Raw genomic sequence first — 24,719 nt, forward strand, 5'->3', positions numbered from 1 at the left:
GTCCCGGCCCTTGAACGCACGTCCTCACCCCGCTCGTGCCTTCGCGTGTCACAGCTCGTTGATCGGGTGGGGTGGCGCACTGAGTTCCGCCCCGACCACGAGACCCGAAGGGGCAGGCGATGATCAAGGAATCCGTACTGCTGGAATCGCCGTCGCTGCGCAGCAGCGTGCTGGACCGCACGGGCGTGCTCGACAGGGTCAAAGCCCTCTCGCTACTGCCGGACGGCATGCACGTGACAACGGCGATGGTGGCGGCGTACTTCGGTGTCACCACTGAGGTGATCCGGCAGCTCAAGGCACGGCATCGCGGGGAACTCTCATGCAACGGAATGACGACGCTCCAAGGCCCTGAGCTCGCACGATTTAAGCGTGACGTCCTGTCACTCTTTCCTGGAAGTTATCCACAGCCTCGGTCGAGCCTCACTCTCTACTCCCGGCGAGCCGTGCTCAATGTCGCGATGCTTCTCCGCGACAGCCATGTCGCCCGTCAGGTGCGTGCGTATCTCCTGGACATGGAGCACCTGGCCCATACACAGCCTGTGGACAACCCGGTCCCGACAGAACCCGTCAGCCTCGATGACCGCATCGACCAGCGCATCACCCACATCCTCGGCAGGACGGTCGTGCCGATGTTCAACACCTTGATCGCCACGTCCGGTGAGCACCGCCGCGAGCTCCTCGAACTCCGCGAGGACATCGAGAACGTCGAACGCAGGCTGTGCTGGCACCACAAGCGCCTCGCCACCCTGGAAGGGGAGGCCCCCGCGGAGAATGTCAGGTCGACACTCAAGGCGATGACCTGGCAGGCGTTCGAACAGCATGTCGCCGACCTGCTGCGGCGCGACGGCTGCACCGATGTCGTCGTACGGCAGGCCCGCAGCGACAGGGGCATCGACATCACCGGCCGCACCGCGGACGGGCGGACCGTGGCCGTCCGGTGCAAGAACCGGTCCGGCCGTTGGACCGTGCCCAGTGCCGACATGCAGAAGTTCGCGGGCGCGACGTGTGCCATCGACCGTGTGGATCTCGCGCTCTTCGTCGCCACCTGCAACTTCAGCCACGAGTCCCAGGCGATCGCCGATCTGACCGGAGTCGTCACGGTCAATCGGGAAGAAGTGGAAGTCTGGACCGCCGGAGTGCGTCTCAAGGCCCTGCGGTAACGACGAATCACGGAGGCCCGAAGCCGCAAAGGCAAGTTGCGGCTTCGGGCCTCCGTCATGTTAGGGGACTGAGGTCCTGCAGAACCTCAGTCAGCGCAGTTCCTTCGGCGGGGTCCGGTCCTTGTCGACCTTCTCCGTCCGGACCAGTTCGCCCCAGACGATGTAGCGGTACGTGCTGGTGTACACCGGGGTGCAGGTCGTCAGGGTGATGTAGTGGCCGGCCTTCTTGCGGCCGGACTCCTCGGGGATCTTGGAGAGGACCTCGATGTTGTACTTCGAGGTCTCGGGAAGGATCGCGTAGGTCTTGTAGACGTACCACGTGTCCTTCGTCTCGAAGACGATCGGGTCGCCTTCCTTGATCTTGTGGATGTCGTGGAACTTGGCCCCGTGACCGTCCCGGTGCGCGGCCAGCGAGAAGTTGCCCTTCTTGCCGGACGTCGGCAGGGTCGCCTTCACCGGGTCGGTGTAGTAGCCGGCGACACCGTCGTTGAGCACCTCCATCGTGGTGCCCTTCTCGATCAGGATGTCGTTGCCCATCGCGGGCACGTGCAGGAAGCCGATCCCGTCCTTGCTGTCGTAGGAGGCGGGGTCGGCGCCGGTGCCGGCACCGGGCCCCTGGGCCCAGTTGTCACGCACCTTGTCCGCCTGCTGGCCCGCCGCGCGGTCGGCGAGCACGTTCGTCCACCACAGCGAGTAGACGACGAACAGGCCGAGCAGCAGGCCCACGGTGATGAGAAGTTCCCCGAGCGCGCCCACCACGATCGCGACCGGTCCCATGCGGCGGCGCGCCGGAGGCGACGGCGACGCGGACATGGCGGTGTGCTCTTCGGTGTCGTCGGCGGTCACTGCCACGTTTCCTCTGCCCTTAACTGACGAGCGCATCCGGCTTGCCCTTGCTGCGCGGCCGTTCCTCGTCCATCTTGCCCCAGACGATCATGCGGTACTTGCTGGTGAACTCCGGCGTACAGGTGGTCAGCGTGATGTAGCGGCCGGGTTCCTTGAAGCCCGATTCCTTCGGGACCGGTTCGAGCACGCTGATGTTGCTCGGCGAGGTCACCGGCAGGATCGACGCCATCTTGTAGACGAAGTATGTGTCCTGCGTCTCCACCACGATCGGGTCGCCCGGCTCCAGCCGGTTGATGTACCGGAACGGCTCCCCGTGCGTGTTGCGGTGGCCCGCGACCCCGAAGTTGCCCTCCTTCGCGTCGGGCATCGCCGTCTTCAGGGCGCCCTCCGCGTAGTGGCCCACCATGCCCCGGTCGAGCACCTTCTTGCTGTCGATCCCCTCGGCGATCGGCACGACCACGTCCAGCCGCGGAATGTGCAGCAGCGCGAAACCCTTACCCGGTTCGAACGCCCCCGGGCTGCGCTTGCCGCTGGCCCAGTCGCTCTGGAGGTCGCTCGCCTCCTGGCCGGCCTGTGCCTGCGCGCGCACATTCGTCCACCACAGCTGGTAGGTGACGAACAGCAGCATCAACACGCCGCAGGTGATGAACACCTCGCCGATCCCCCGGCTCGCGACGACGGCGGCACTCGGTTTCCGCTCCCGGGCCCGCCGCCGCGCCTCCACCCGCGAGAGCGGCGCCTGTGGCGCGTCATGGCCGTGGGGTGCGTCCAGGGCCTCGGCGGGCCGATTCGCGCCGCCACGGCGCGCCTGACGCTTCTTGGCGGCCTTCCTGCGCGCCGCCCGGCCCCCGGGAGCCGCGGAAGCCGCCGAGGACTCCCCGCCCGAGCCGTGCGTCGTGGACCCCGTGACCGCGTCGTGCTCCGCACCCGCGTCGTACTCCGCGCGCTCCGGTGGATCGGGGATCCGCAGCGCCACCGTCTCCTCGTCGACGGGCGGCAGGTACGCGGTGCCGTCGTCGGCCCCGGCAGCACCGCCCCCGACCGCGCCCGCGCCGCCGTAGGAGTAGGCGCCCTGCTGAGTGGTGTCGTACCAGCCGCCGTCCCCGAACGTGCCGGGCGCCCCGTACGGCTGCTGCCCGTACGGGGTCCCCTGCTCGCCGCCGGCACCGTACGAGGAACCGTCCGTGAAGGACTGCCCGTATCCGGCACCGGACTCGCGCTCGGGGCGCAGCGCGGTCACGCCGACGACCTGCCCACCACCGGGGCCAGCCCCGCCGACCTCGCCACCGCCCCGTCGTCCCCGCACTCCGCCAGCCAGTTGGCGAGCATCCGGTGCCCGTGCTCGGTGAGCACCGACTCGGGATGGAACTGCACTCCCTCGACGAGCAGTTGACGGTGGCGCAGACCCATCACGATGCCGTCCGGCGTCCGGGCCGTCACCTCCAGCTCCGCCGGTACGGTGGCCGGCTCGGCCGCCAGGGAGTGGTAGCGCGTCGCTGTGAACGGTGAGGGCAGACCCGCGAAAACGCCCTTGCCCTCGTGCTCGACCGGCGAGGTCTTCCCGTGCAGCAACTCGGGCGCACGGTCCACCACACCGCCGTAGGCCACCTGCATGGCCTGCATACCGAGGCAGACGCCGAAGACGGGCACTCCGGCCGACGCGCAGTGCCGCACCATGTCCACACAGACACCGGCCTGTTCGGGAGTACCCGGCCCCGGGGACAGCAGCACGCCGTCGAAGTTCTCCTGCGCGTGCGCCGTCGACACCTCGTCGTTGCGCAGGACCTCGCACTCGGCACCCAGCTGGTACAGGTACTGGACCAGGTTGAAGACGAAGCTGTCGTAGTTGTCGACGACGAGAATGCGCGCGCTCACTGGTTGTCCACCGTCACATCGTTGAAGGGCAGCAGCGGCTCGGCCCAGGGGAAGACGTACTGGAAGAGGACATAGACCACAGCGATGACCAGCACGAGTGAGATGAGCGCCTTCGCCCACCCGTTCCCCGGCAGATGCCGCCAGATCCAGCTGTACATGCCGTCCCTTCCGTCGCACCACGGCACCGGACCCACGCCGTTCGTCACCAGACTAACGGCGTAATGCCTCAGGTTTCCCGGCCTCCACAGGCTGCGTGAGGTCCGGATGCGCCCGGACGGTCAGCCGATGGCCGCGCCCCCGTCCCGGTTCGCGCGTCGTCAGCGTCGGACGGCGGCCGGAACACGTGCATCCGGAAGTACGTGGCGCAGGGTCGATCACCTCGATGTCCGCGGCACGGTTTTGCACGGACGGGGCTCACCGGCGGCTCCCGGAGCCCGCTCCGGGAGCCCGTCCGGTCCGGGGCCCGACCCCGTGGGCTCTACTGCACGGGCTTCGCGTGGTGCAGGTCCACTGTGCCCGAGTAGCCGGGCAGGGTCACCGACCCCTCGTCCTCGACCTTCCAGCCGAGCCCGTAGACGTTGACGTACACCATGTAGTTCTGGATCGACGGGGAGGCCGCGAGCGCGTTCTTCAGCTTCTCCGGATCGCCGACCGCCGTGATCTTGTACGGCGGTGAGTAGACGCGGCCCTGGAGGATCAGGGTGTTGCCCACACAGCGCACCGCACTGGTGGAGATCAGCCGCTGGTCCATGACCTTGATGCCCTCGGCGCCGCCCTGCCACATCGCGTTCACCACGGCCTGGAGGTCCTGCTGATGGATGACCAGGTAGTCGGGCTGCGGCTCGGGGTATCCGGGAAGCTTGGCGGTGGCGTTCGGTGGGGCGTCGTCGAGCGTGACCGTGATGGCCTCGCCCTTGAGTTCCCGCGTGCCCGCGCGGTGCTCCAGCTCGGCGAGCTGGTCGTCCTCCGCCTCGGTCCTGCCGTCGTCACGCTCGGCGAGGGACTCGATGTCTCCCCGGAGCGCCCCGTTGGTCTCCTCCAGCACGCCGTTCTTGTGGCTGCGCTCATGAATGAGGTCGGACAGCTTCAGCAGGGAGTCGTCCGTGCGGATGTTGGTGCCCTTCGCCGTGTTGAAGCTGGTGAAGAAGAGGAGACCCGCGAGGGCGAACACACCCGCGGTGAGCATCCGGACGGGCCGGAAGCCGCGTCGGCGGACAGGACTGGATTCCGTCCCTGGGGAGTCGGCAGAATTGCTCAACGTACCCTTATCTCCTTCGGCGCCACGGAAGCACTACGCTAACTGACGCCCGGGGGAGCGCTCGGAGTCCCCTTGCAACCGCCCCGAGCACGACCCAGTTCCCTGCGCGGCCACGCAGCGCATCGACAGGAGAGACCCTCGTGCCGAAGTCACGTATCCGCAAGAAGGCCGACTACACGCCCCCGCCGGCGAGGCAGACGACCGATCTCAAGCTGACCAGCAGCTCCTGGGTCGCCCCGGTGATGCTGGCCCTGTTCCTGATCGGCCTGGCCTGGATCGTCGTGTTCTACGTCACCGACGGCAAGCTGCCCGTCGACGCGCTGGGCAACTGGAACATCGTGGTGGGCTTCGGATTCATCGCCGCCGGCTTCGGCGTCTCGACGCAGTGGAAGTAGCGCCGAGCAGTACGGCCCTGCCTCAGCCCTGCCCTGGACCGCCCGGCGGTTCAGGGCAGAGTTGTCCACCGGCTCCGGGCAGGACTGTCCACCGAGTTATCCACAGGCGCGTCCACAGCATGGGGAAAAGAAACGACGATCTGTGGATAACCTGCCGGAGATTGACGCCGGTATGACAGAAGCACCAACCACCAAAAGTGCGTTCACGCGTCGCTGACCTGCGAAAACACGAGTCAGTGACAGTAGGCACAGATGTTCCTGCACACTGTGCACAAGATCCGGCACAGACTGTGGACAACCGGTGCTCAGGCGAGCTGGGCCGTCCTCAGCAGGGTCATCAACACGACCACGGCAAGAACCAGTGCACAGGTTCCATACTGGATCAGAGCCCGCCGCTCGCGCGAGGCGTGGACCATGGCGTACCCGATCACCACACCGGCGACGAGCCCTCCGACATGGGCCTGCCAGGCGATGTCGAAGCCCGGGCTGAAGGTGAAGACCAGGTTGATCACCAGCAGGGCGATGATCGGCCGTATGTCGTAGTCGAGTCGGCGCATCAGGACGGCCATCGCACCGAACAGCCCGAAAATGGCACCGGAGGCACCGAGTGAGGCCGTGGTCCCCGGGGCCAGCAGATAGGTCAGCGCACTGCCCGCCAGGCCCGAGATCAGGTACAGCGCGAGATAACGGGCCCGGCCCAGAGCCTGCTCGAGCGGGCCGCCGAGCCACCACAGACCGAGCATGTTGAAGCCCAGGTGCCAGATCGCCTCGTGCGTGAACATCGAGGTGACCAGGCGGTACCACTCACCCTCGGCGACGCCCTCGACGGGGCCGAGCGGCGGCCAGGTCCCGATCAGCACGAGGCGGTCCGACAGCGACGGCCAGGCATGCACCGCGATGAACACCGCGATGTTGATCCCGAGCAGGATCTTGGTGATCAGCCGGGGGTCCCCGGCGACGGTGCCGCCGGCGATCGTGCGGGGCATCGAGGCGGTGGGCGCGTGCCCTGCGCCCGGGCCTCTCCCACGGACGCATTCGGGGCACTGGAAACCGACCGAGGCGCTGACCATGCACTCGGGGCAGATCGGGCGCTCGCAGCGGGTGCAGCGAATGCCGGTCTCGCGGTCCGGGTGGCGATAGCAGACCGGGAGACTGCGGGCGTCCTGCGGGCTGCCTGCAGCCTGGTCGTCCATGGGGTCCCCTCGGTCGTGTGGAAAAGCCCCGCCCCGCCCATCCTTACGGATGAGCGGGGCGATTGGTTCCCTCTGGCGGCTTTCGCGCTCCTGGGAGCAAGGCCGTACTCGGCCCTTGCGGTGTTCTCAGCCCTCGCGGATCTCGACCGACTCGATGACGACGTCGTTGACCGGACGGTCGGTCCGGGGGTTGGTCTGCGTAGCCGCGATGGTGTCGATCACCTTCTGGCTCGCGGCGTCGGTGACCTCGCCGAAGATGGTGTGCTTGCGGTTCAGCCACGCCGTCGGGGAGACGGTGATGAAGAACTGCGAACCGTTGGTGCCCGGACCCGCGTTGGCCATGGCCAGCAGGTAGGGCTTGTCGAAGCGCAGGTCCGGGTGGAACTCGTCCTCGAACTGGTAGCCGGGACCGCCGGTGCCGTTGCCCAGCGGGTCACCGCCCTGGATCATGAAGCCGCTGATCACCCGGTGGAAGACCGTGCCGTCGTAGAGCTTGTCCGTGGACTTGGCGCCCGTCTCCGGGTGAGTCCACTCCCGCTCGCCCTTGGCGAGCTCGACGAAGTTCTTGACGGTGATCGGCGCCTGGTTCGGGAAGAGCCGGACCTCGATGTCACCGTTGTTGGTCTTCAGGGTGGCGTAGAGCTGATCAGCCACGATGTGCCTTCCGTTGTCTTTCCGTAACCCCCCGATCCTCGCACGGACGGGGCGCCCAGTCGCCCGACGCCCGTTCACGGACGGGCAACGGGGTCGAACCACTTGCAGAAAACCGGGTGAGTCCTTCCGTGTCGGGGGCACTCGGGAACGGTCCGTGGCATTGTCGACGACAAGCTCCCGTTCTCCCGCATTCATCCGCTATTGCAGTCGATCACTGCCATCGGCACCCGTATGCCCCTCCGCGCATGCCCGGCGGCGAGGTGGCAGGCATGATCCGTAAATGGGTGGACAGTCGAAAAACGTACGCCACCGAGGAGGAGGAACCGTGACCCGCATCGATAGCGTGCGCGCCGCGACTGATTCGGCGAAGGACAGCGTGCTGCATGCCGCGGAAGTGGTGGCGCCCTACGCCGACACGGCCAAGGTGAAGGCCGCGCACTACGCACAGGAGGCGCGCGTACGGCTGGCGCCCAAGGTGACCCAGGCTGCGGGGCAGGCCCGCGTCCAGTACGGCGCCCATGTGCAGCCGTATCTGGAGCAGGCCCGGAGCCATGTGCCGCCGAAGGTCGATCTGGCTGCTCATGAGGCTGCCGTCCGGGCCCGCAAGGCCGCCCAGCAGGCGGCGGACTACTCCCGGCCGAGGATCGAGCAGGCCAGGGCCGCCGCTGGTCCGGCGCGGGACGAGGCCGCGGCCCGCAGTGCGGCGGTACTGGCCGCACTGCGCGGTCAGGTCTCGGCCAAACAGATCGAGAAGCTCGTCCGCAAGCAGCGGCGGCGCGCGAAGGCCGGCCGGGCCGCGAAGGTGCTCGTGGTCCTGGGCGCCGTCGTCGGCGGCGCGTTCGCCGCCTGGAAGTGGTGGGACAAGCAGGCCAACCCGGACTGGCTGGTGGAACCGCCGGCCGCGACCGATGTCGGGGAGCCGGGCACGCTGTCGTCCGTGGACGGCAGCCGCGGCTCCAGCCTTGATCCCGAGGTCCGGGCGAAGGAGGCCGAGGAGGAGGCCGCCAAGCGCGACGAGCAGCCCTGATGCTCGGGCGGCATCGGAAGATCTCGGTGCCGGCGGTCCACGACATCCCTCGTCTGCGGTACCAACAGCCTGGTGGGGCGGGAGACTTCAGCGTCTTCTGCCGCGCCGGGCTGTTTCACGTGAAACAGCCCGGTGAGCCGGGGCTCCGGTCCTGAAGCCGGGCCCCGAACACTCCCCGGAGCCGTGACGCCGGGCTCCCGGAGCTACTGAGCAAGAACCCCTCCCACCTGCTTTCCGCAGGTGGGAGGGGTTTCCTTGTGGAGCCTAGGGGAGTCGAACCCCTGACATCTGCCATGCAAAGACAGCGCTCTACCAACTGAGCTAAGGCCCCGTGTGTGAAGCGTCCACCAGGAACAAGCACATCCGGGTGGGCGCTCGAAACAAGAGTACCGGGTCCCCCGGGGGGTTCCGCAAAAAGATTGGGGGTCCCCGTGACCAACCACTCTCCGTAAGATGCTCGGCGTGGTTCGCTACAGCGAACCACGGTTCTTGGGGAAGCGATGGGGAGACGCCATGGACGCCGCACAGCAGGAAGCCACCGCAAGAGCGCGGGAACTGCAGCGGAACTGGTACGGGGAGCCGCTGGGGACGCTCTTCCGTAAGCTCATAGACGACCTGGGCCTCAACCAGGCTCGTCTCGCTGGGGTACTGGGACTGTCCGCGCCGATGCTGTCGCAGCTGATGAGCGGTCAGCGGGCGAAGATCGGCAACCCCGCGGTGGTCCAGCGGGTGCAGCTGCTGCAGGACCTGGCGGTCCAGGTCGCGGACGGCAGTGTCAGCGCGGCCGAGGCGACCGAGCGCATGGAGGAGATCAAGAAGTCCCAGGGGGGCTCGGTGCTCAGCAACACCACGCAGACGACGAGCGGTTCGGGCGCACCCACGGTCAAGCGTGTGGTGCGGGAGATCCAGTCACTGCTGCGTTCGGTGGCCGCTGCCGGCGACATCATCGACGCCGCCGACGCCCTCGCCCCGACCCATCCCGAGCTGGCAGAGTTCCTCCGGGTCTACGGCGCCGGCCGCACCTCCGACGCGGTCGCGCACTACCAGTCCCACCAGAACTGATCCCCCGGCCGCAGTCGAGACAGGGGCAGAAGGGGTAAGCAAAGGGGTAAGGCAAGGGGAGACCCCGCTGGGGGAGGAGCGACGCACAGCCATGGGTGAGGTCTTTGCCGGCCGGTACGAACTGGTCGACCCGATCGGACGCGGGGGTGTCGGTGCCGTCTGGCGTGCCTGGGACCACCGCCGTCGCCGCTATGTGGCGGCCAAGGTCCTGTTGCAGAGCGACGCCCACTCCTTGCTCCGTTTCGTGCGCGAGCAGGCTCTGCGGATCGATCACCCCCATGTGCTCGCCCCCAGCAGCTGGGCCGCCGACGACGACCAGGTCCTGTTCACCATGGACCTGGTCGCCGGCGGTTCACTGGTTCACCTCATCGGCGATTACGGTCCCCTGCCGCCGGCGTTCGTCGGTGTCCTGCTCGACCAGCTGCTGGCGGGGCTCACCGCGGTGCACACGGAAGGCGTCGTGCACCGCGACATCAAGCCCGCCAACCTGCTCCTGGAAGCCACCGGTACGGGCAGACCACGGCTGCGGGTGTCCGACTTCGGTATCGCCATGCGGCTCGGTGAACCGCGCCTGACCGAGACCGACCTGGTGGTGGGCACGCCCGGCTATCTCGCGCCGGAGCAGCTGATGGGCTCCGAACCGGACTTCCCCGCGGACCTGTTCGCGGTGGGCCTGGTCGCGCTGTATCTGCTGGAGGGCGCCAAACCGGACGCCAAGGCGCTCATCCAGCACTTCGCCGAGCACGGGACGCCCGGGGCTCCCCAGGGCATCCCCGACCCGCTGTGGCAGGTCGTGGCCACCCTGCTGCAGCCGGACCCGCAGGCACGGTTCCGTACGTCCACGGGGGCGCGCAAGGCCCTGGCCGCGGCCAGGGAACTCCTCCCGGCGCCCGGCCCCGACGACGAGTTGATCGAGATCTTCGACCAACTAGGCCCGCTCCCCCCGGGTTTCGGCCCCGAAGGCCCACTGAAGGCGGCTTCGGGCGTGCGCTCGGCCCCGAACCCTCCGGGAGGGGTGGGACAGCACCCGGAGAGCGGGGAGACGGACCGCCCGCCCGGGGTCGGAGCGGCAGGCGCCCTGCTCGGGGCCTCCGGGCGTGGCGACTCCCCCTCCCGTTCCGAACCGGGCCACGGCGGCACCTCCTCCCACGGCGGCGGGGTCGACCGCCAGGTTCCCGCGAGCCGGCCCACCGCGACCGGTGTCGCCGGCACCGGCCCGGCCCCGGCTGCCCCTCCGCGACAGCCCTCCATGTCGGACACCGGCAGCTTTCATCTGCCACCGCCCCAGGCCACGGTCACGTCCTCTCCCGCGCCCGCTCGACCGCCCCACGCGCACACCCCACCGGATCAGGGGCAGGGACGGGTACCGGAACAAGTGCACGTCCGGGAACAGTCCCAGGGCTCAACACCGTCCCAGCCTCCGCACGACGTGCGGCAGGTGACCCACGCCGACCGCACTCACCCGCTGCGCTCCCCCCTGTTCCCGCCGTCGTTCCCACCGTCGGCTTGTCCCGGTCCCGCGTCGCATCGCGCCGATGCCTCCACTGCCGAGTACACCGCCCGTGTCCCGCAGGCTCCGTCTTCGGGCAGGGCGGTTTCACGGCACGGGGCGACCGGTCGGCGACGACGACGGCGCCGCCCCGGCCCTCCCGCACGGGTGGTCGTCCCTCTCCTGCTCCTGGCGCTGACCTGCTATGCCGTGGGATTCTGGGCCCTCATGCGGATCTGATGCCCGGATCGTCCTGGGAGACGGTTCTTCGTCGAGCGGCCGCCGTCCACACGGCGAGTGCCACCAGCAGTGCGCTGCCGGTTCCGATACCGCCCACCGCGAGGGCCGTCATCGCGGTGCCGCCGCCCGTGGAACGGCCCCGGGTCGCCTCCTCGCGGTCCTGCGCGGTGACCGCGAAGATGTCCGCCGGGGCGGACTCCCCCGCGTACTCCGGCCCGTCCTGTGCCGTCCCGCTGACCCGCACCCGCAGCGTCAGCGGGACGGGTCCGTCACCGAAGTCGTCCGCCACCTCCGCCGTGAGGTGCGCGACGAGGTAGTAGGAGCCTGCGAAGCGCATCGCGTCGACCTGAGCGCCGGTGGCATGGCGATTGGCGTACGCGACGCGGGGGAGCGGGGGGAGGCTGCCCGACTTCTGTCTGCCGTCGTAACCGATGCCCACGTCCGCGACATGCCCGCGTACGGGGTTGTAGAGGTCCAGGTCCAGGGCGGCGGGGACGAACCCGGTGCCGCCCGAGCTCGAACTGCCCAGCTCGGCGGTGGCGTGGAACTGCCGTCCCCAGTCGAGGGGAACCTTGTAGAAGAGCGTCCGGCCGGGCCGGATGTCGTCCCGCCAGACCCCCTCACCGAGCGGGGTGGCCTCGGCGAAACCGACGCCGCCCGCGCGCTGTTCGGCCTCCCCGGTGACGGGCTGGGGCGAGGCGGAGTTCCACTCCTCGGGCGCGGTCGTCACACCGGTCCGTTCCAGCCGCGGTTCCGACGCGGTGGTGAGTTCCAGCTTCCAGGTGTCGGGGGAGGCACCCTTTCCGTCCGGATCGGCGCGTTCGACGGTCACGTAGTACGTGCCGGCTTCCTGGCAGAGGGATTTCCTGGGGGAGATCTCGCGCACGGCCGACGCGGCGACCGGGTGCGGGCTGGCGGCGGCGCCGAAGGTCGCGGTGTCCACGTCACAGGAGCGGCCGTCCGCGTCCTGCACGGACACCTTGACGCCGTCGATGACGGCGGCGCTGCCATCGCCCGGGGGGACGGCGGTGGCGGAGACGTAGACGTTCGAGTCGGCGTCGAGTTCCAGGCGGTAGTGGATCCTGCCGCTCGCCGGCAGAGTGCTCCGGTAGGTCCGACCGGCTTCCAGCCGTACGGCGTCGGCGGTGCTCCCTGCCCCGTCGATCCGTTGCGCACCCTCGGTGAAGGCATACCCCTCAGGAGCTCCAGGAGCCCCGGAAGCAGCGCGGAGGGCCTTGGGAGTCCCGACATTCCCGGAGGCCCGGGAAACCGCCTCGGCGGCCCCGGTCGTCGGGGAAACAGCAGAGGCGCCGGAAACAGCAGGGGCGCCGGAGGCAACAGAGGCGCCCGGCGCCCCCAGCAGCATCACCGACGCGAGCGCCACCACGCCCGCGCGCAGGGCAGCCGGGGTCCGACCACGTCCCACCCGGGCGTGCCGCCCCCACGCCATACACCGCCGTCCCCTCACGCGCCACCCCTCGTCGTCGCCCGGACGTCGCACCGTGCCCCATCCTGCCCCGTGGACAAGGCCCGTCGGCAAGGCCTCACGACACACAAAACCCCGACCGCGAGCGCGGCCGGGGGTCTGTTCAGCGTCGTGTGTCGGTACTCACGAACCCGTGGGCACGGAGTCAGTCGCCTCCGTCCACAGATCCTGCTCGGCGCGATCCGCCTGGATCTGGCGGTACACGAGGAGCCCGCCGATGGCGGCCAGTGCGACCAGGAGAAGCTTCTTCACCGCGCGACCTCGTCTTTCTTGACGTAGGGGACCTCTGGCGCCCGACTATACACACCGGCCGATACCGATCAGTGACCTGTGTCGGCCGCGCAACTCCCCATCTTTACTGTGCAGTAGGAGCGGAACACATCGACCGGGCCAGAGGGTGACCACATCCGCACGGTCGGTGAATTTGACCATCTCCCTCCGCACTCTTTCACTTTTCTCCCCTCTTGCGACCATCCGGGTGGTGTTCATCTGAACATCGACGCGCCACGGACGTTGGTCCACCACTTCGCGGCCCACATACACATCATGAGGAAAGTACGCAAATCGCCCGACCCGAAAGTGAGGGGCCATGGCCCGGAACAAGGTCATGAAGCTGTGGACCGCCATCGTCACCGCCTTCCTCGCGCTGTGCACGGCGCTCGGACTCATCACCACGACCGCCTCCGCCGCGGCGGTATCCCAGACCGAGACGACCCGCAACAGCAAGAGCGCCCCGGACGTGACGGCGCCGGCCGCGTCCGTCCGGCCCTGGACCCATACGAGCGCCCTGCCCCCCACGATGAAACAGCGCATCCGCGCGGAGGCCCACGGAGGATCCCCCAGGTGCCGCCACCGCCCGCTCGCGGGCCCGTCGGCCCCTGACCCGGCATCCGCCCCCTGCTCCGACGACACCACGTCCCCCGCAGCGCCCCGCACCGGCCACCTCCCGCTCCAGCGCTGAGCTGCCGGGCCCGTGGAGGCCCACTGCCTCACCACACCCCCCGTGCCGTTTCCGGCTCCCCGAAGTCCCGGCGAACTCGCGTACAGCCCCAACGGCACGCGAAAGGCCCGGTCGCTCGGCAACGAGCAACCGGGCCTTCCCCATGCCCGCACCCACCGAACGCGCCAGGGCCCGGCCGCCACCACACCCCGCCCCACCGGCGAACGGTCCGGAGGGATCGGAGCCCCGCCCCTCCCCACACCGGCACTCACACCCCGCGCAAGCGCACGGAGCAGACCGGGAGGGACGAGGTGAGGGCCGGCGGGCCGAGACGAGGCACGCCAGGGCGAACGCAAAAGACCCCCGGCCGCACCGGCCGAGGGTCTCATGGTGATGTGGGGCTAACAGGATTTGAACCTGTGGCCTCATCCTTATCAGGGATGCGCTCTAACCAACTGAGCTATAGCCCCGCCGCGCTCTGCGGTGTGTGTTCCGCGCGCTGACTCCTGAAGATTAGCGCACGACCCGGGCAGTCCCAAAATCGGTTGTCGGGGGACCGTCAGAGCAGGCCGGGAAGCCGCCGGGCGCCGCTCACTCGTCCTCGGCCAGCGTGAGCTCGACGCCGCCCACGAAGCCCGCGGAGAGGTTGTAGATGAACGCGCCGAGGGTCGCCAGAGCCGTTGCCAGGACGACGTCGATGACCGCGATGATCGACGTGAAGAGCAGCACGTTGGGCAGCGACAGGAACGACTGGAGGTCGAAGCCGTTCGACTCGTTGGAACCCGTCGCCTCGGAGATCGTGCCGCCGACCGTCGAGAAGACGCCCATCGCGTCCATGACCATCCACAGCACCGCGGACGCGACGATCGTGCAGATGCCCAGGGCGATGGAGAGCAGGAAGCTGACCTTCATCACCGACCAGGGGTCGGCCTTGGCCACCCGCAGGCGCGCCTTGCGCACGCGCGGTGTGGTGCGCGCCCCGGTGCGCGGGCGGCGTACCGCGCCGCCCGGGCCCTCTGCCGTACCTGCCTGCGCCTGGTAGGCCTGCGGCGGGTGGTACGGCCCCGCCTGCTGCTGCGGCTGCCGTTCCCCCGGCAGCGGTGAGGTCGTACGATCAGCGGCGCCCTGCCCGGGCGTGCTCTGCTGTTGACCTCGGGTGTCCGTCACAGTTCCCCCCTGGGATCCATGTCTGTCGGACGAAGGCGAGTCCTTGCCGGGCGACTTGATCGCTTTCAGGTTGGTCGTGTGCGGATCTGTCGCCCGCGTGGCAGAGCCACGGCCACCGCCGTCCGTGCCCGTACTGGTACCGGTCGGCCCGGTGCCCGTGGCTCCGCTCACGCTGACTCACTCCTCGTGCTACTCGGCCGAGGGCGCCTCACCCTCGTCCGTGCCGGTGGTCACGGCACCTTCGTCGGTCTCGTCCACGGCCACGTCGCCGTCGACTTCCTCCGCCTCGCGTCCCGCTTCGGCGTTACGCGCGATGCCGACCACGGCATCGCGCTTGCCCAGATTGATCAGTTGGACGCCCATGGTGTCACGGCCCGTCTCCCTGACTCCGCTGACCTGCGTGCGAATCACACCGCCCGACAGCGTGATGGCGAGGATCTCGTCGGTCTCCTCGACCACCAGCGCGCCGACGAGAGTCCCACGATCCTCAACGATCTTGGCAGCCTTGATGCCGAGACCGCCGCGACCCTGGACGCGGTACTCGTCGACAGCGGTCCGCTTCGCGTACCCGCCGTCTGTGGCAGTGAACACGAACGTACCGGGTCGAACAACATTCATCGAGAGCAGCTCGTCCCCTTCGCGGAAACTCATGCCCTTCACGCCCGAGGTCGCACGGCCCATGGGCCGCAGAGTCTCGTCCGTCGCGGTGAACCTGATCGACTGCGCCTTCTTGCTGATCAGTAGTAGATCATCATCCGCCGAGACGAGTTCAGCCCCGATCAGTTCGTCGTCGGAACCGTCCTCCTGCTCCCGCAAGTTGATCGCGATCACGCCACCCGAGCGGGGTGAATCGTAATCCTTCAGCGACGTCTTCTTGACCAATCCCGCCTTGGTGGCCAGAACCAGGTAGGGCGCCGCCTCGTAGTCGCGGATGGCGAGGATCTCGGCGATCGACTCGTCCGGCTGGAAGGCCAGCAGGTTGGCCACGTGCTGGCCGCGTGCGTCCCGGCCGGCGTCGGGCAGCTCGTACGCCTTCGCCCGGTAGACCCGTCCCTTGTTGGTGAAGAACAGCAGCCAGTGGTGCGTGGTGGACACGAAGAAGTGGTTGACGATGTCGTCTTCCTTGAGCTTCGCTCCGCGTACGCCCTTGCCGCCGCGCTTCTGGGCCCGGTAGTCGTCGGTCTTGGTGCGCTTGATGTAGCCGCCGCGCGTGACCGTGACGACGATGTCCTCCTCGGCGATCAGGTCCTCGATGGACATGTCGCCCTCATAGGGCACCAGCTTGGTCTTGCGGTCGTCACCGTACTTCTCGACGAGCGCGGTCAGCTCCGCGCTGACGATCCCCCGCTGACGGATCGGGGAGGCGAGGATCTCGTTGTACTCGTTGATCTTCGCCTGGAGTTCGTCGTGCTCCTGGACGATCTTCTGACGCTCCAGTGCCGCCAGCCGGCGGAGCTGCATCTCCAGGATCGCGTTGGCCTGGATCTCGTCGATCTCCAGGAGGTCCATCAGGCCCCCGCGCGCGATCTCCACGGTGTCGCTGCGCCGGATCAGCGCGATGACCTCGTCGATGGCGTCCAGGGCCTTCAGCAGGCCGCGCAGGATGTGCGCGCGCTCCTCGGCCTTGCGCAGCCGGAACCGCGTACGGCGGACGATGACCTCGATCTGGTGGTTCACCCAGTGGCGGATGAACGCGTCCAGGGAGAGCGTGCGCGGGACACCGTCGACCAGCGCCAGCATGTTGGCACCGAAGTTGGTCTGCAGCTCGGTGTGCTTGTAGAGGTTGTTCAGGACGACCTTGGCGACCGCGTCCCGCTTGAGCACGATGACCAGGCGCTGGCCGGTGCGGGACGACGTCTCGTCGCGGACGTCCGCGATGCCGCCGATCTTGCCGTCCTTCACCAGGTCGGCGATCTTCTGCGCGAGGTTGTCCGGGTTGACCTGGTAGGGCAGCTCCGTGACCACCAGGCACTGGCGGTTCTGGATCTCCTCGACCTCGACCACCGCGCGCATGGTGATCGAGCCGCGGCCCGTCCGGTACGCCTCCTCGATGCCCTTGCGGCCCACCACCAGGGCGCCGGTCGGGAAGTCAGGGCCCTTGATGCGCTCGATGAGCGCATCGAGCAGCTCCTCGTTCGAGGCCTCGTGGTTCTCCAGGTACCACTGGGCACCGGTGGCGACCTCACGCAGGTTGTGCGGCGGGATGTTGGTCGCCATACCGACCGCGATACCGGCCGATCCGTTGATCAGCAGGTTCGGGAAGCGTGCGGGCAGGACGGTCGGCTCCTGCGAGCGGCCGTCGTAGTTGTCCTTGAAATCGACGGTCTCCTCGTCGATGTCGCGGACCATCTCCATCGACAGCTGCGCCATCTTGCACTCGGTGTACCGCATGGCTGCCGCGGGGTCGTTGCCCGGGGAACCGAAGTTGCCGTTGGAGTCCACCAGCGGCATCCGCATCGACCACGGCTGCGCGAGGCGGACCAGCGCGTCGTAGATCGAGGAGTCGCCGTGCGGGTGGTAGTTGCCCATGACGTCGCCGACGACGCGGGCGCACTTGTAGAAGCCGCGCTCGGGGCGGTAGCCGCCGTCGTACATGGCGTACAGCACACGGCGGTGGACGGGCTTGAGGCCGTCACGGACATCGGGCAGCGCACGCGAGACGATGACGGACATCGCATAGTCGAGGTACGAGCGCTGCATCTCCGTCTCGAGCCCGACGGGCTCGACGCGCATGCCGGTCGCGTCCGCGTCCTCGAGAGGCGTGACAGGAGTGTTCTCGTCGGTCATTGCTGGTGAAGGTCCTTCCTGGTGCGGTCAGCTGAGACCGACTCAGATGTCGAGGAAGCGGACGTCCTTGGCGTTGCGCTGGATGAACGCGCGGCGGGCCTCGACGTCCTCGCCCATCAGGACCGAGAACAGGTCGTCGGCCTGGGCGGCGTCGTCGAGGGTGACCTGGCCGAGGACGCGGTGCTCCTGGTCCATCGTGGTGATGCGCAGTTCCTCGGCGTTCATCTCGCCGAGGCCCTTGAAGCGCTGGACGGAGTCCTCGCGGATGCGCTTGCCGGCCTGGCGGCCCATCTCGATCAGTGCGTCGCGCTCGCGGTCGGAGTACGCGTACTCGAAGTCGTCCCGGCCCCACTTGATCTTGTAGAGCGGAGGACGGGAGAGGTACACGTGTCCCGCCTCGACCAGCGGCCGCATGAACCGGAACAGGAACGTCAGCAGCAGGGTGTTGATGTGCTGGCCGTCGACGTCGGCGTCCGCCATCAGGATGATCTTGTGGTAGCGGAGCTTCTCGATGTCGAAGTCCTCGTGCACACCGGTGCCGAACGCGGAGATCATCGCCTGGATCTCCTGGTTCTGCAGGATCCGGTCGATGCGCGCCTTCTCGACGTTGAGGATCTTGCCCCGGATCGGGAGGATCGCCTGGTACTGCGGGTTCCGGCCGGACTTGGCCGAGCCGCCGGCGGAGTCACCCTCGACGATGAAGATCTCGCACTTGGTGGGGTCGTTGGACTGGCAGTCGGAGAGCTTGCCCGGCAGGGACGCCGACTCCAGCAGGCCCTTGCGGCGGGTCAGGTCGCGGGCCTTGCGGGCCGCCACCCGCGCGGTGGCCGCCGCGATGCCCTTGCGGACGATGTCCGCGGCCTCGTTGGGGTTGCGGTCAAGCCAGTCGTTGAGGTGTTCGTAGACGACCTTCTGAACGAAGGTCTTCACCTCGGTGTTGCCCAGTTTGGTTTTGGTCTGGCCCTCGAACTGGGGCTCGCTCAGCTTGACCGAGATGATCGCGGTCAGTCCCTCGCGGATGTCGTCACCCGTGAGGTTGTCGTCCTTCTCGCGCAGCAGCTTCTTCTCACGCGCGTACTTGTTCACCAGGTTGGTGAGCGCCGCGCGGAAGCCCTCTTCGTGCGTACCGCCCTCGTGGGTGTGGATGATGTTGGCGAAGGAGTACACGCCCTCGGTGTAGCCGCCGTTCCACTGCATGGCGAGCTCGAGGGACAGCTGCTTGTCCTTGTCGTCGGCCTCGAGGTCGATCACGGTGGGGTGCACCGGATCTCCCTTGCGGGAGTTGAGGTACTTCACGAAGTCGACGATGCCGCCCTCGTAGTGGTACGAGACGCTCTTGACCTCGTGCTTCTCGTCCTCACCCGCCTCGTCCGCCCCGGCGGTGGCCTTCGCCGACTCGCGCTCGTCGGCGAGGTTGATCCGCAGCCCCTTGTTGAGGAACGCCATCTCCTGGAAACGCCGGGAGAGCGTCTCGAAGGAGTAGTCGGTGGTCTCGAAGATGTCCGGGTCGGCCCAGAAGGTGACCGTCGTCCCGGTCTCCTCCACCTCCTCGTGCCGGGCCAGCGGGGCCGTGGGGACGCCCATCTTGTAGTCCTGCGTCCAGCGGTGGCCGTCACGCTTGATCTCGACGGAGATCCTGCTCGACAGGGCGTTCACCACGGACACACCGACGCCGTGCAGACCGCCGGAGACCGCGTAACCGCCGCCGCCGAACTTGCCGCCCGCGTGCAGCACGGTCAGCACGACCTCGACGGCCGGCTTGTTCTCCGAGGGGACGATGTCCACCGGAATGCCCCGGCCGTTGTCGACGACCCGGACGCCGCCGTCGGCCAGGATCGTCACATCGATCGTGTCCGCGTGTCCGGCCAGCGCCTCGTCGACGGAGTTGTCGACGACCTCCTGCACCAGGTGGTGCAGACCTCGTTCACCGGTCGAACCGATGTACATGCCGGGTCGCTTGCGGACCGCGTCCAGACCCTCGAGGACGGTGATGGCACTGGCGTCGTACGAGGCGGTGACCTCGCTGTCGAGGGCGGTCGCCTCGCTGTTCACGCCGGTGTCGGTGGACGGGATGTTCTCGTTGGGGTTGCCGGAATCGGCCACGAAGCGCCCTTTCTGGCACACCACGAGCCAGGCTCGGCGGCGGGTTGCCGGAGCGGCTGCGGCATGTTGCGTTGGTAAGCCTTGATCAGCGTTGCTCAGCTTTTCCCGGGCGGTCCCCACGGTCGGGGCGGGATTGCTTCCAGTCTACCGGTAGCTCGGACATTGATGGGGGTTTGCCGGTGCCTGAGTCCGCATGTGCCGCCCTCAACCGGTCTCGTCCGACTCCCGGTATACGGATGGGGGCTCCAAGAGGCTCACGAGGGCACCCAGCGCTTCCGAGCGCCAACCCTTGGCTACTTAGGAGTCAGGTGGCGATTCCGCACCCCGTCCGGCCATACGACGAAAGGGGCACCAGTGGACCGAACGCACTCCCGAAAAGCCCTGATGTGACGTCGATCACCTTGTTGTGGACGGCTTGAAACAGGGCTCCGGGTCACCCGTACGTGTCCCCGGGACCGGTGCTCCCGGGAGCCCGCAGAGGGCCGTAGCGGCGTGCGGGGCCACCCGGTCCATTGACCTTGATCAGCTTCACCGTGCCGTGGCCCAGGTCCTCGTTCAGCCGGGCGACCAGGGTCGGGGCGAGCAGCCGCAGGTTCGTCGCCCAGGCCGTGGAGTCGCAGCGCACGAACAGCACCCGCTCGTCCTCGTCGTAGCGCTCCGGTTCACAGTGCTTGGCCACGTCCGCACCGACGATCTCGGGCCAGCGCCCCATCACACCGCCCACCGCGGCCGGGGCCTCCCAGCCACGCTCGGTGAGCAACCGGTTGATCGCCGCACCGAGCGCCATGGGATCGCGCCGGTCACCGCGCGCGCCGGAGCGCAGGCCACCGCGCCGTGCCTGCTTCTTCTGCTGCGCCGCATCCCCCCGCGCGCGCGCCGCCTCCTTGGCCGCGCGCAACGCCACACGCGCCAGGTCGACCCCCGAGGGCTCAGGAGCCGCCCCGGGCATCCCCGCGGGAGGGCCGTCGGGCCGGCCGGGCTCGCTCATACCCGCCGCACCGCCCCCTCGGCCACGACGAACCGCGTCCCCGACAGCGCATGGGGAACGTCGTCGTCGACGGCCGCGGTCACCAGGACCTGCTCCCCCGGCGCGACGAGCTCGGCGAGGCGCTCGCGGCGGCGTGCGTCCAGCTCGGCGAAGACGTCGTCGAGCACCAGCACCGGCTCGTTGCCCTCGGCACGCAGCAGGTCGTAGGAGGCCAGACGCAGTGCCAGGGCGTAGGACCAGGACTCGCCGTGGGAGGCGTAGCCCTTGGCCGGCAGCTGACCGAGCTTGAGCAGCAGATCGTCCCGATGCGGGCCGACCAGGGTGACGCCCCGGTCGACCTCCTGCTTGCGCGCCTCGGCGAGAGCCGCCGACAGCTGCTCGAACAGGTCCTCGCGTGTGTGCGCCTCACCGGGCGCCGACGGCTTGTACTCCAGGGCGACGGGCCCACCGCCCGGCGCGAGCTGTTCGTACGCCTTGTCGGCGAGTGGCTGGATCGCGGCGATCAGATCCAGACGCTGAGCCAGCAGTTCGGCACCCGCACGCGCGAGATGCTGGTCCCAGACGTCGAGGGTGGACAGATCCATGGTGCGCCCGCCGTGCCGACGGGCCAGCGCGGCCGACTTCAGCAGCGTGTTGCGCTGCTTGAGGACCCGGTCGTAATCGGAACGGACACCCGCCATGCGCGGGGAACGGGCCGTGATCAGATCGTCCAGGAAGCGGCGCCGCTCGCCGGGATCACCCTTCACCAGGGCGAGATCCTCGGGCGCGAACAGCACGGTGCGGACGATCCCCAGCACGTCCCGGGGCCTGACCTGCGAGGATCTGTTGATACGGGCGCGATTGGCGCGACCCGGATTCAGCTCGAGCTCGACGAGCTGCTGCCGCTCGCCCTGCCGGACCTGGGCCCGGATGATCGCGCGGTCGGCACCCATACGAACCAGCGGGGCGTCGGAGGAGACACGGTGGCTGCCGAGTGTGGCGAGATAGCCGACCGCCTCGACGAGATTCGTCTTGCCCTGCCCGTTGGGGCCGACGAACGCCGTCACCCCCGGGTCGAGCGGGACTTCGACCCGGGGATAGGAACGAAAATCGGCCAGCGACAGATGCGTGACGTGCATGGTCGTGCGCCGACCTCCCCCGGCGTTGTGGACCGTCGTACGGTCCTGCGGACGGACAGCCAGGGACGTCCCGTGACTGCTTCTACGGCTGTGCTGTGGCCTCTCTCGGCCGCTCTGTGGATAGTTTTTCGAACCAGCTCTTCGGACCAGCTCTTCGAACTACTTCTTCTCGACCGCGTGACCGCCGAACTGGTTGCGCAGCGCCGCGATCATCTTCATCTGCGGCGAGTCCTCCTGACGGGAGGCGAACCGCGCGAACAACGACGCGGTGATCGCCGGCAGCGGGACCGCGTGGTCGATCGCGGCCTCCACAGTCCAGCGTCCCTCACCGGAGTCCTGTGCATAACCCCGGAGGTTGTCCAGGTGCTCGTCCTCGTGAAGCGCGTTCACCGCGAGATCGAGGAGCCAGGAGCGGATGACGGTGCCCTCCTGCCAGGAACGGAAGACCTCCCGGACGTCGGTCACCGAGTCGACCTTCTCCAGGAGCTCCCAGCCCTCGGCATAGGCCTGCATCATCGCGTACTCGATGCCGTTGTGGACCATCTTGGCGAAGTGGCCCGCGCCGACCTTGCCCGCGTGCACCGAGCCGAAGTCGCCCTCCGGCTTGAGGGCGTCGAAGACCGGCTGCACCTTGGCGACGTTCTCCTTGTCGCCGCCGTACATCAGCGCGTAGCCGTTCTCCAGGCCCCAGACACCGCCGGAGACACCGCAGTCGACGAAACCTATGCCCTTGGCCGCCAGCTCCTCGGCGTGCTTCTCGTCGTCCGTCCAGCGGGAGTTGCCGCCGTCCACGACGACATCACCGGGCTGGAGCAGCTCGGCGAGCTCATCGATGGTCGACTGCGTCGCCTGGCCGGCCGGGACCATCACCCAGACCACACGCGGGCCCTCGAGCTTGCCCACAAGTTCTTCCAGGCTGTGGACATCGGCGAGGTCCGGGTTGCGGTCGTATCCGACGACGGTGTGGCCCGCGCGGCGGATCCGCTCACGCATGTTGCCGCCCATCTTGCCGAGGCCGACGAGACCGAGCTCCATCAGTTGTGTTCCTTAGGTTGCGACGTGGCATGGCGGCACGGACGTGCCGCGGCACTTACGTACCGACACGACCCTAAACCCGGGCGCTCACGCACATCTGTGGGCATACGCGCTCATGCGCACGCCCTCACCTGCGGCTTCGTTCACAGCCACTTCCGGGTCCGGCTCTGACCGGTATCCACGATCCGGTGTCCACCGGACCCGGAAGGACTGTGCACAACTGTGGACTGCCGGAGGCAGCCGCCGACGGGTGGTGCGGCGTCAGCCGCTGAGCCGCACCGGCATGATCAGGTACTTGTAGGCGTCGTCCGCCTCCGCGTCCACCGCAGGCCTGCCGCTGAGCAGCGCGGGCTTGGTGGACGTGGTGAACGACAGCTGCGCCACCGGGGAGTCGATGGCGCTCAGACCGTCCAGCAGGAACGTCGGGTTGAAGGCGATCGAGATGTCATCGCCCTCCAGCTGGGCGTCGACCCTTTCCACAGCCTGTGCGTCGTCACTGGAGCCAGCCTCCAGGATGAGCACGCCCTGCTCGAAGCTGAGCCGCACCGGGGTGTTGCGCTCGGCGACCAGGGCCACGCGCTTGACGGCCTCCACGAAGGGGGCGGTCTCGATGACGGCGACGCTGTTGAACTCGGTCGGGAACAGCGTGCGGTACTTCGGGAGGTCGCCCTCCAGCAGCCGCGTGGTGGTGCGGCGGCCCGCTCCTTCGAAGCCGATCAGGCCCTCGCCCGCGCCCGAGCCGGACAGCGCGAGGATCACCTGGTCGCCGCTGGTCAGCGCCTTGGCGGTGTCCAGGAGCGTCTTCGCGGGCACCAGAGCGACCGCCGAGGCCTCCGGGTCCTCCGGCTTCCACAGGAACTCGCGGACCGCGAAGCGGTAACGGTCGGTGGAGGCCAGCGTCACCGTGTCGCCCTCGATCTCGATGCGTACACCGGTCAGGACGGGCAGGGTGTCGTCCCGGCCGGCCGCGATGGCGACCTGCTGCACGGCGGACGCGAAGACCTCACCGGGGACGGTGCCCGTCGCGTTCGGCATCTGGGGCAGGGCCGGGTACTCCTCCACCGGCAGGGTGTGGAGCGTGAACCGCGAGGAACCGCACACCACCGTCGCCCGTACACCGTCTGTGGAGATCTCCACCGGCCGGTTGGGGAGCGCGCGGGAGATGTCGGCGAGCAGACGGCCCGAGACGAGGACGGTGCCCTCCTCCTCGACCTCCGCCTCCACCGAGACCCGTGCGGAGACCTCGTAGTCGAAGCTGGACAGGCTCAGCTGCCCCTCCTCGGCCTTCAGCAGCAAGCCGGCGAGGACCGGCGCCGGCGGACGGGCCGGGAGGCTGCGCGCAGCCCAGGCCACTGCCTCCGCGAGTACGTCGCGTTCCACCCGGATCTTCACCGTAAGCCGCCTCCTGCTGTTGCCGGCGTTCTCACGCCCTGCTTCGCCTTCGTCGTCTGCCTCGGTGTCGTCGGCCTCTGTGAGGGAAGGACACCGGGGACCAGTCTGACGCACTGCACTGACAGTAGGTGCCTCTCGGGGTCAAGTCGTGACGAGCGGCAGTCGGCGTCGAACCGGCGAGTTGTGCACAGGACCCTCTTCGAAACGGATTCCTCACTCTCTCTAGTTGGGAGTAGTAGTAGGGCCTGTGGATACCGTGGATAACCTTGTTTTCCCAGCTCAGGGCCAAGATTTTGTCCACCGGCCCTGTGGGTGGAGGCGGTGGACAACTCGGGGTTTCTGTGGAGAACAAAAAGTTCTGCACACTCCGTGCACAGGGAGGGGCGGGTTCTCCCCAGCTCCGTCCCCAGGTTTGCCGGTCTTTCCCACAGGCGGCCTCGGCACCTTGCTGTGACGCCTTTCACTCGACCCGGTGAGGAGGCGCGTGGCGTTGCCGAACAGTGG

General features: G+C 68.4%; 22 protein-coding genes, 2 tRNA genes and 1 pseudogene. 6 read left to right on the forward strand and 19 right to left on the reverse strand.

What is annotated here, in order from left to right:
• Positions 1-119 precede the first annotated feature (119 nt).
• The gene (locus JL475_RS03170; protein WP_202274975.1) at positions 120-1,160 is read left to right on the forward strand and encodes a restriction endonuclease; all 1,041 of its coding nucleotides are present in this window, start codon (positions 120-122) and stop codon (positions 1,158-1,160) included.
• A 90-nt stretch (positions 1,161-1,250) separates the two neighbouring features.
• On the opposite strand, the gene JL475_RS03175 is transcribed toward JL475_RS03170, so the two are convergent.
• The 6 genes and pseudogenes from JL475_RS03175 to JL475_RS03195 all read right to left on the reverse strand — a co-directional run bounded on the left by JL475_RS03175 (position 1,251) and on the right by JL475_RS03195 (position 5,139).
• Positions 1,251-2,012: a class E sortase gene (locus tag JL475_RS03175; protein ID WP_202274977.1), complete on the reverse strand. Its 762-nt coding sequence runs from the start codon at positions 2,010-2,012 to the stop codon at positions 1,251-1,253.
• A 13-nt stretch (positions 2,013-2,025) separates the two neighbouring features.
• Entirely contained in the window at positions 2,026-3,246 is a 1,221-nt protein-coding gene (locus tag JL475_RS03180) for a class E sortase (protein ID WP_202274979.1), read from the reverse strand.
• Entirely contained in the window at positions 3,243-3,881 is a 639-nt protein-coding gene (locus JL475_RS03185) for an aminodeoxychorismate/anthranilate synthase component II (RefSeq protein ID WP_202274981.1), read from the reverse strand. The genes JL475_RS03180 and JL475_RS03185 overlap by 4 nt, the downstream gene beginning before the upstream one ends.
• Positions 3,878-4,039, reverse strand: coding sequence for a hypothetical protein (locus JL475_RS03190; RefSeq protein WP_202274983.1), 162 nt, complete (start codon positions 4,037-4,039; stop codon positions 3,878-3,880). The genes JL475_RS03185 and JL475_RS03190 overlap by 4 nt, the downstream gene beginning before the upstream one ends.
• A 52-nt stretch (positions 4,040-4,091) precedes the next feature.
• Positions 4,092-4,288 (reverse strand): annotated as a pseudogene (locus JL475_RS39735) (class E sortase); the annotation flags it as partial.
• Between the two features lie 71 nt (positions 4,289-4,359).
• The gene (locus JL475_RS03195; RefSeq protein ID WP_202274985.1) at positions 4,360-5,139 is read right to left on the reverse strand and encodes a DUF881 domain-containing protein; all 780 of its coding nucleotides are present in this window, start codon (positions 5,137-5,139) and stop codon (positions 4,360-4,362) included.
• Between the two features lie 140 nt (positions 5,140-5,279).
• On the opposite strand from JL475_RS03195, the gene crgA reads away from it, so the two are divergent.
• Positions 5,280-5,534 carry a cell division protein CrgA gene (gene crgA / locus JL475_RS03200; RefSeq protein ID WP_202274986.1) on the forward strand — a complete coding sequence of 85 codons (255 nt, stop codon included), beginning with the start codon at positions 5,280-5,282 and terminating at the stop codon, positions 5,532-5,534.
• 305 nt (positions 5,535-5,839) lie between these two features.
• On the opposite strand, the gene JL475_RS03205 is transcribed toward crgA, so the two are convergent.
• Together JL475_RS03205 and JL475_RS03210 are read right to left on the reverse strand one after the other, a co-directional pair.
• Positions 5,840-6,727: a rhomboid family intramembrane serine protease gene (locus JL475_RS03205; RefSeq protein WP_202274987.1), complete on the reverse strand. Its 888-nt coding sequence runs from the start codon at positions 6,725-6,727 to the stop codon at positions 5,840-5,842.
• A 126-nt stretch (positions 6,728-6,853) separates the two neighbouring features.
• Positions 6,854-7,381: a peptidylprolyl isomerase gene (locus tag JL475_RS03210; protein ID WP_109376611.1), complete on the reverse strand. Its 528-nt coding sequence runs from the start codon at positions 7,379-7,381 to the stop codon at positions 6,854-6,856.
• 325 nt (positions 7,382-7,706) lie between these two features.
• Between JL475_RS03210 and JL475_RS03215 the strand changes: the two genes are divergently transcribed.
• Positions 7,707-8,408 (forward strand): DUF5324 family protein, encoded by a 702-nt coding sequence (locus JL475_RS03215; protein ID WP_202274989.1) that lies wholly within the window; start codon positions 7,707-7,709, stop codon positions 8,406-8,408.
• A gap of 258 nt (positions 8,409-8,666) precedes the next feature.
• Here JL475_RS03215 and JL475_RS03220 read toward each other — a convergent pair.
• A tRNA-Ala gene (locus JL475_RS03220) sits at positions 8,667-8,739 on the reverse strand.
• Positions 8,740-8,921: 182 nt separating this feature from the next.
• On the opposite strand from JL475_RS03220, the gene JL475_RS03225 reads away from it, so the two are divergent.
• Both JL475_RS03225 and JL475_RS03230 read left to right on the forward strand, forming a co-directional pair.
• On the forward strand, positions 8,922-9,470 hold the full coding sequence (locus JL475_RS03225) for a DNA-binding protein (RefSeq protein WP_202274990.1): 549 nt from the start codon (positions 8,922-8,924) through the stop codon (positions 9,468-9,470).
• Between the two features lie 91 nt (positions 9,471-9,561).
• On the forward strand, positions 9,562-11,199 hold the full coding sequence (locus tag JL475_RS03230; protein WP_202274991.1) for a serine/threonine-protein kinase: 1,638 nt from the start codon (positions 9,562-9,564) through the stop codon (positions 11,197-11,199).
• Here the strand turns inward: JL475_RS03230 and JL475_RS03235 are convergent.
• Positions 11,186-12,625 carry a hypothetical protein gene (locus tag JL475_RS03235; RefSeq protein WP_307824962.1) on the reverse strand — a complete coding sequence of 480 codons (1,440 nt, stop codon included), beginning with the start codon at positions 12,623-12,625 and terminating at the stop codon, positions 11,186-11,188. The two genes, JL475_RS03230 and JL475_RS03235, sit on opposite strands and share 14 nt — an antisense overlap.
• A 183-nt stretch (positions 12,626-12,808) precedes the next feature.
• A complete protein-coding gene (locus JL475_RS39740; RefSeq protein WP_003999697.1) occupies positions 12,809-12,937 on the reverse strand; it encodes a DLW-39 family protein in 129 nt (42 codons plus the stop codon).
• Positions 12,938-13,274: 337 nt separating this feature from the next.
• Between JL475_RS39740 and JL475_RS03245 the strand changes: the two genes are divergently transcribed.
• Complete coding sequence (locus tag JL475_RS03245) at positions 13,275-13,646, forward strand: DUF6344 domain-containing protein (RefSeq protein WP_202274993.1); 372 nt, start codon at positions 13,275-13,277, stop codon at positions 13,644-13,646.
• Positions 13,647-14,021: 375 nt separating this feature from the next.
• On the opposite strand, the gene JL475_RS03250 is transcribed toward JL475_RS03245, so the two are convergent.
• From JL475_RS03250 to dnaN, 8 genes are all read right to left on the reverse strand, one after another.
• Positions 14,022-14,095: transfer RNA gene (locus JL475_RS03250), tRNA-Ile, on the reverse strand.
• Between the two features lie 121 nt (positions 14,096-14,216).
• A complete protein-coding gene (locus tag JL475_RS03255; protein WP_202274994.1) occupies positions 14,217-14,963 on the reverse strand; it encodes a DUF3566 domain-containing protein in 747 nt (248 codons plus the stop codon).
• A gap of 18 nt (positions 14,964-14,981) precedes the next feature.
• Positions 14,982-17,579: a DNA gyrase subunit A gene (gene gyrA / locus JL475_RS03260; RefSeq protein WP_202274995.1), complete on the reverse strand. Its 2,598-nt coding sequence runs from the start codon at positions 17,577-17,579 to the stop codon at positions 14,982-14,984.
• Positions 17,580-17,621: 42 nt separating this feature from the next.
• Positions 17,622-19,682 carry a DNA topoisomerase (ATP-hydrolyzing) subunit B gene (gene gyrB, locus JL475_RS03265; protein WP_202274996.1) on the reverse strand — a complete coding sequence of 687 codons (2,061 nt, stop codon included), beginning with the start codon at positions 19,680-19,682 and terminating at the stop codon, positions 17,622-17,624.
• 433 nt (positions 19,683-20,115) lie between these two features.
• A complete protein-coding gene (locus tag JL475_RS03270) occupies positions 20,116-20,670 on the reverse strand; it encodes a DUF721 domain-containing protein (protein WP_202274997.1) in 555 nt (184 codons plus the stop codon).
• A complete protein-coding gene (recF, locus tag JL475_RS03275) occupies positions 20,667-21,788 on the reverse strand; it encodes a DNA replication/repair protein RecF (RefSeq protein ID WP_202274999.1) in 1,122 nt (373 codons plus the stop codon). The genes JL475_RS03270 and recF overlap by 4 nt, the downstream gene beginning before the upstream one ends.
• Before the next feature lie 159 nt (positions 21,789-21,947).
• Positions 21,948-22,823, reverse strand: coding sequence for a phosphogluconate dehydrogenase (NAD(+)-dependent, decarboxylating) (gene gnd / locus JL475_RS03280; RefSeq protein ID WP_109376587.1), 876 nt, complete (start codon positions 22,821-22,823; stop codon positions 21,948-21,950).
• 261 nt (positions 22,824-23,084) lie between these two features.
• Positions 23,085-24,215 (reverse strand): DNA polymerase III subunit beta, encoded by a 1,131-nt coding sequence (dnaN, locus tag JL475_RS03285; protein ID WP_109376586.1) that lies wholly within the window; start codon positions 24,213-24,215, stop codon positions 23,085-23,087.
• Positions 24,216-24,719 lie beyond the last annotated feature (504 nt).

This window comes from Streptomyces sp. M2CJ-2, assembly GCF_016757295.1.
GTDB lineage: Bacteria > Actinomycetota > Actinomycetes > Streptomycetales > Streptomycetaceae > Streptomyces.

What these genes read in the sequence shown, in the direction of transcription:
- JL475_RS03170 (WP_202274975.1), top strand. Translation starts at nt 120, where the DNA reads ATGATCAAGGAATCCGTACTGCTGGAATCGCCGTCGCTGCGCAGCAGC.
- JL475_RS03190 (WP_202274983.1), bottom strand. Translation starts at nt 4,039, where the DNA reads ATGTACAGCTGGATCTGGCGGCATCTGCCGGGGAACGGGTGGGCGAAG.
- JL475_RS03205 (WP_202274987.1), bottom strand. Translation starts at nt 6,727, where the DNA reads ATGGACGACCAGGCTGCAGGCAGCCCGCAGGACGCCCGCAGTCTCCCG.
- JL475_RS03225 (WP_202274990.1), top strand. Translation starts at nt 8,922, where the DNA reads ATGGACGCCGCACAGCAGGAAGCCACCGCAAGAGCGCGGGAACTGCAG.
- JL475_RS03230 (WP_202274991.1), top strand. Translation starts at nt 9,562, where the DNA reads ATGGGTGAGGTCTTTGCCGGCCGGTACGAACTGGTCGACCCGATCGGA.
- JL475_RS03245 (WP_202274993.1), top strand. Translation starts at nt 13,275, where the DNA reads ATGGCCCGGAACAAGGTCATGAAGCTGTGGACCGCCATCGTCACCGCC.
- gyrA (WP_202274995.1), bottom strand. Translation starts at nt 17,579, where the DNA reads ATGACCGACGAGAACACTCCTGTCACGCCTCTCGAGGACGCGGACGCG.
- JL475_RS03270 (WP_202274997.1), bottom strand. Translation starts at nt 20,670, where the DNA reads ATGAGCGAGCCCGGCCGGCCCGACGGCCCTCCCGCGGGGATGCCCGGG.
- recF (WP_202274999.1), bottom strand. Translation starts at nt 21,788, where the DNA reads ATGCACGTCACGCATCTGTCGCTGGCCGATTTTCGTTCCTATCCCCGG.
- gnd (WP_109376587.1), bottom strand. Translation starts at nt 22,823, where the DNA reads ATGGAGCTCGGTCTCGTCGGCCTCGGCAAGATGGGCGGCAACATGCGT.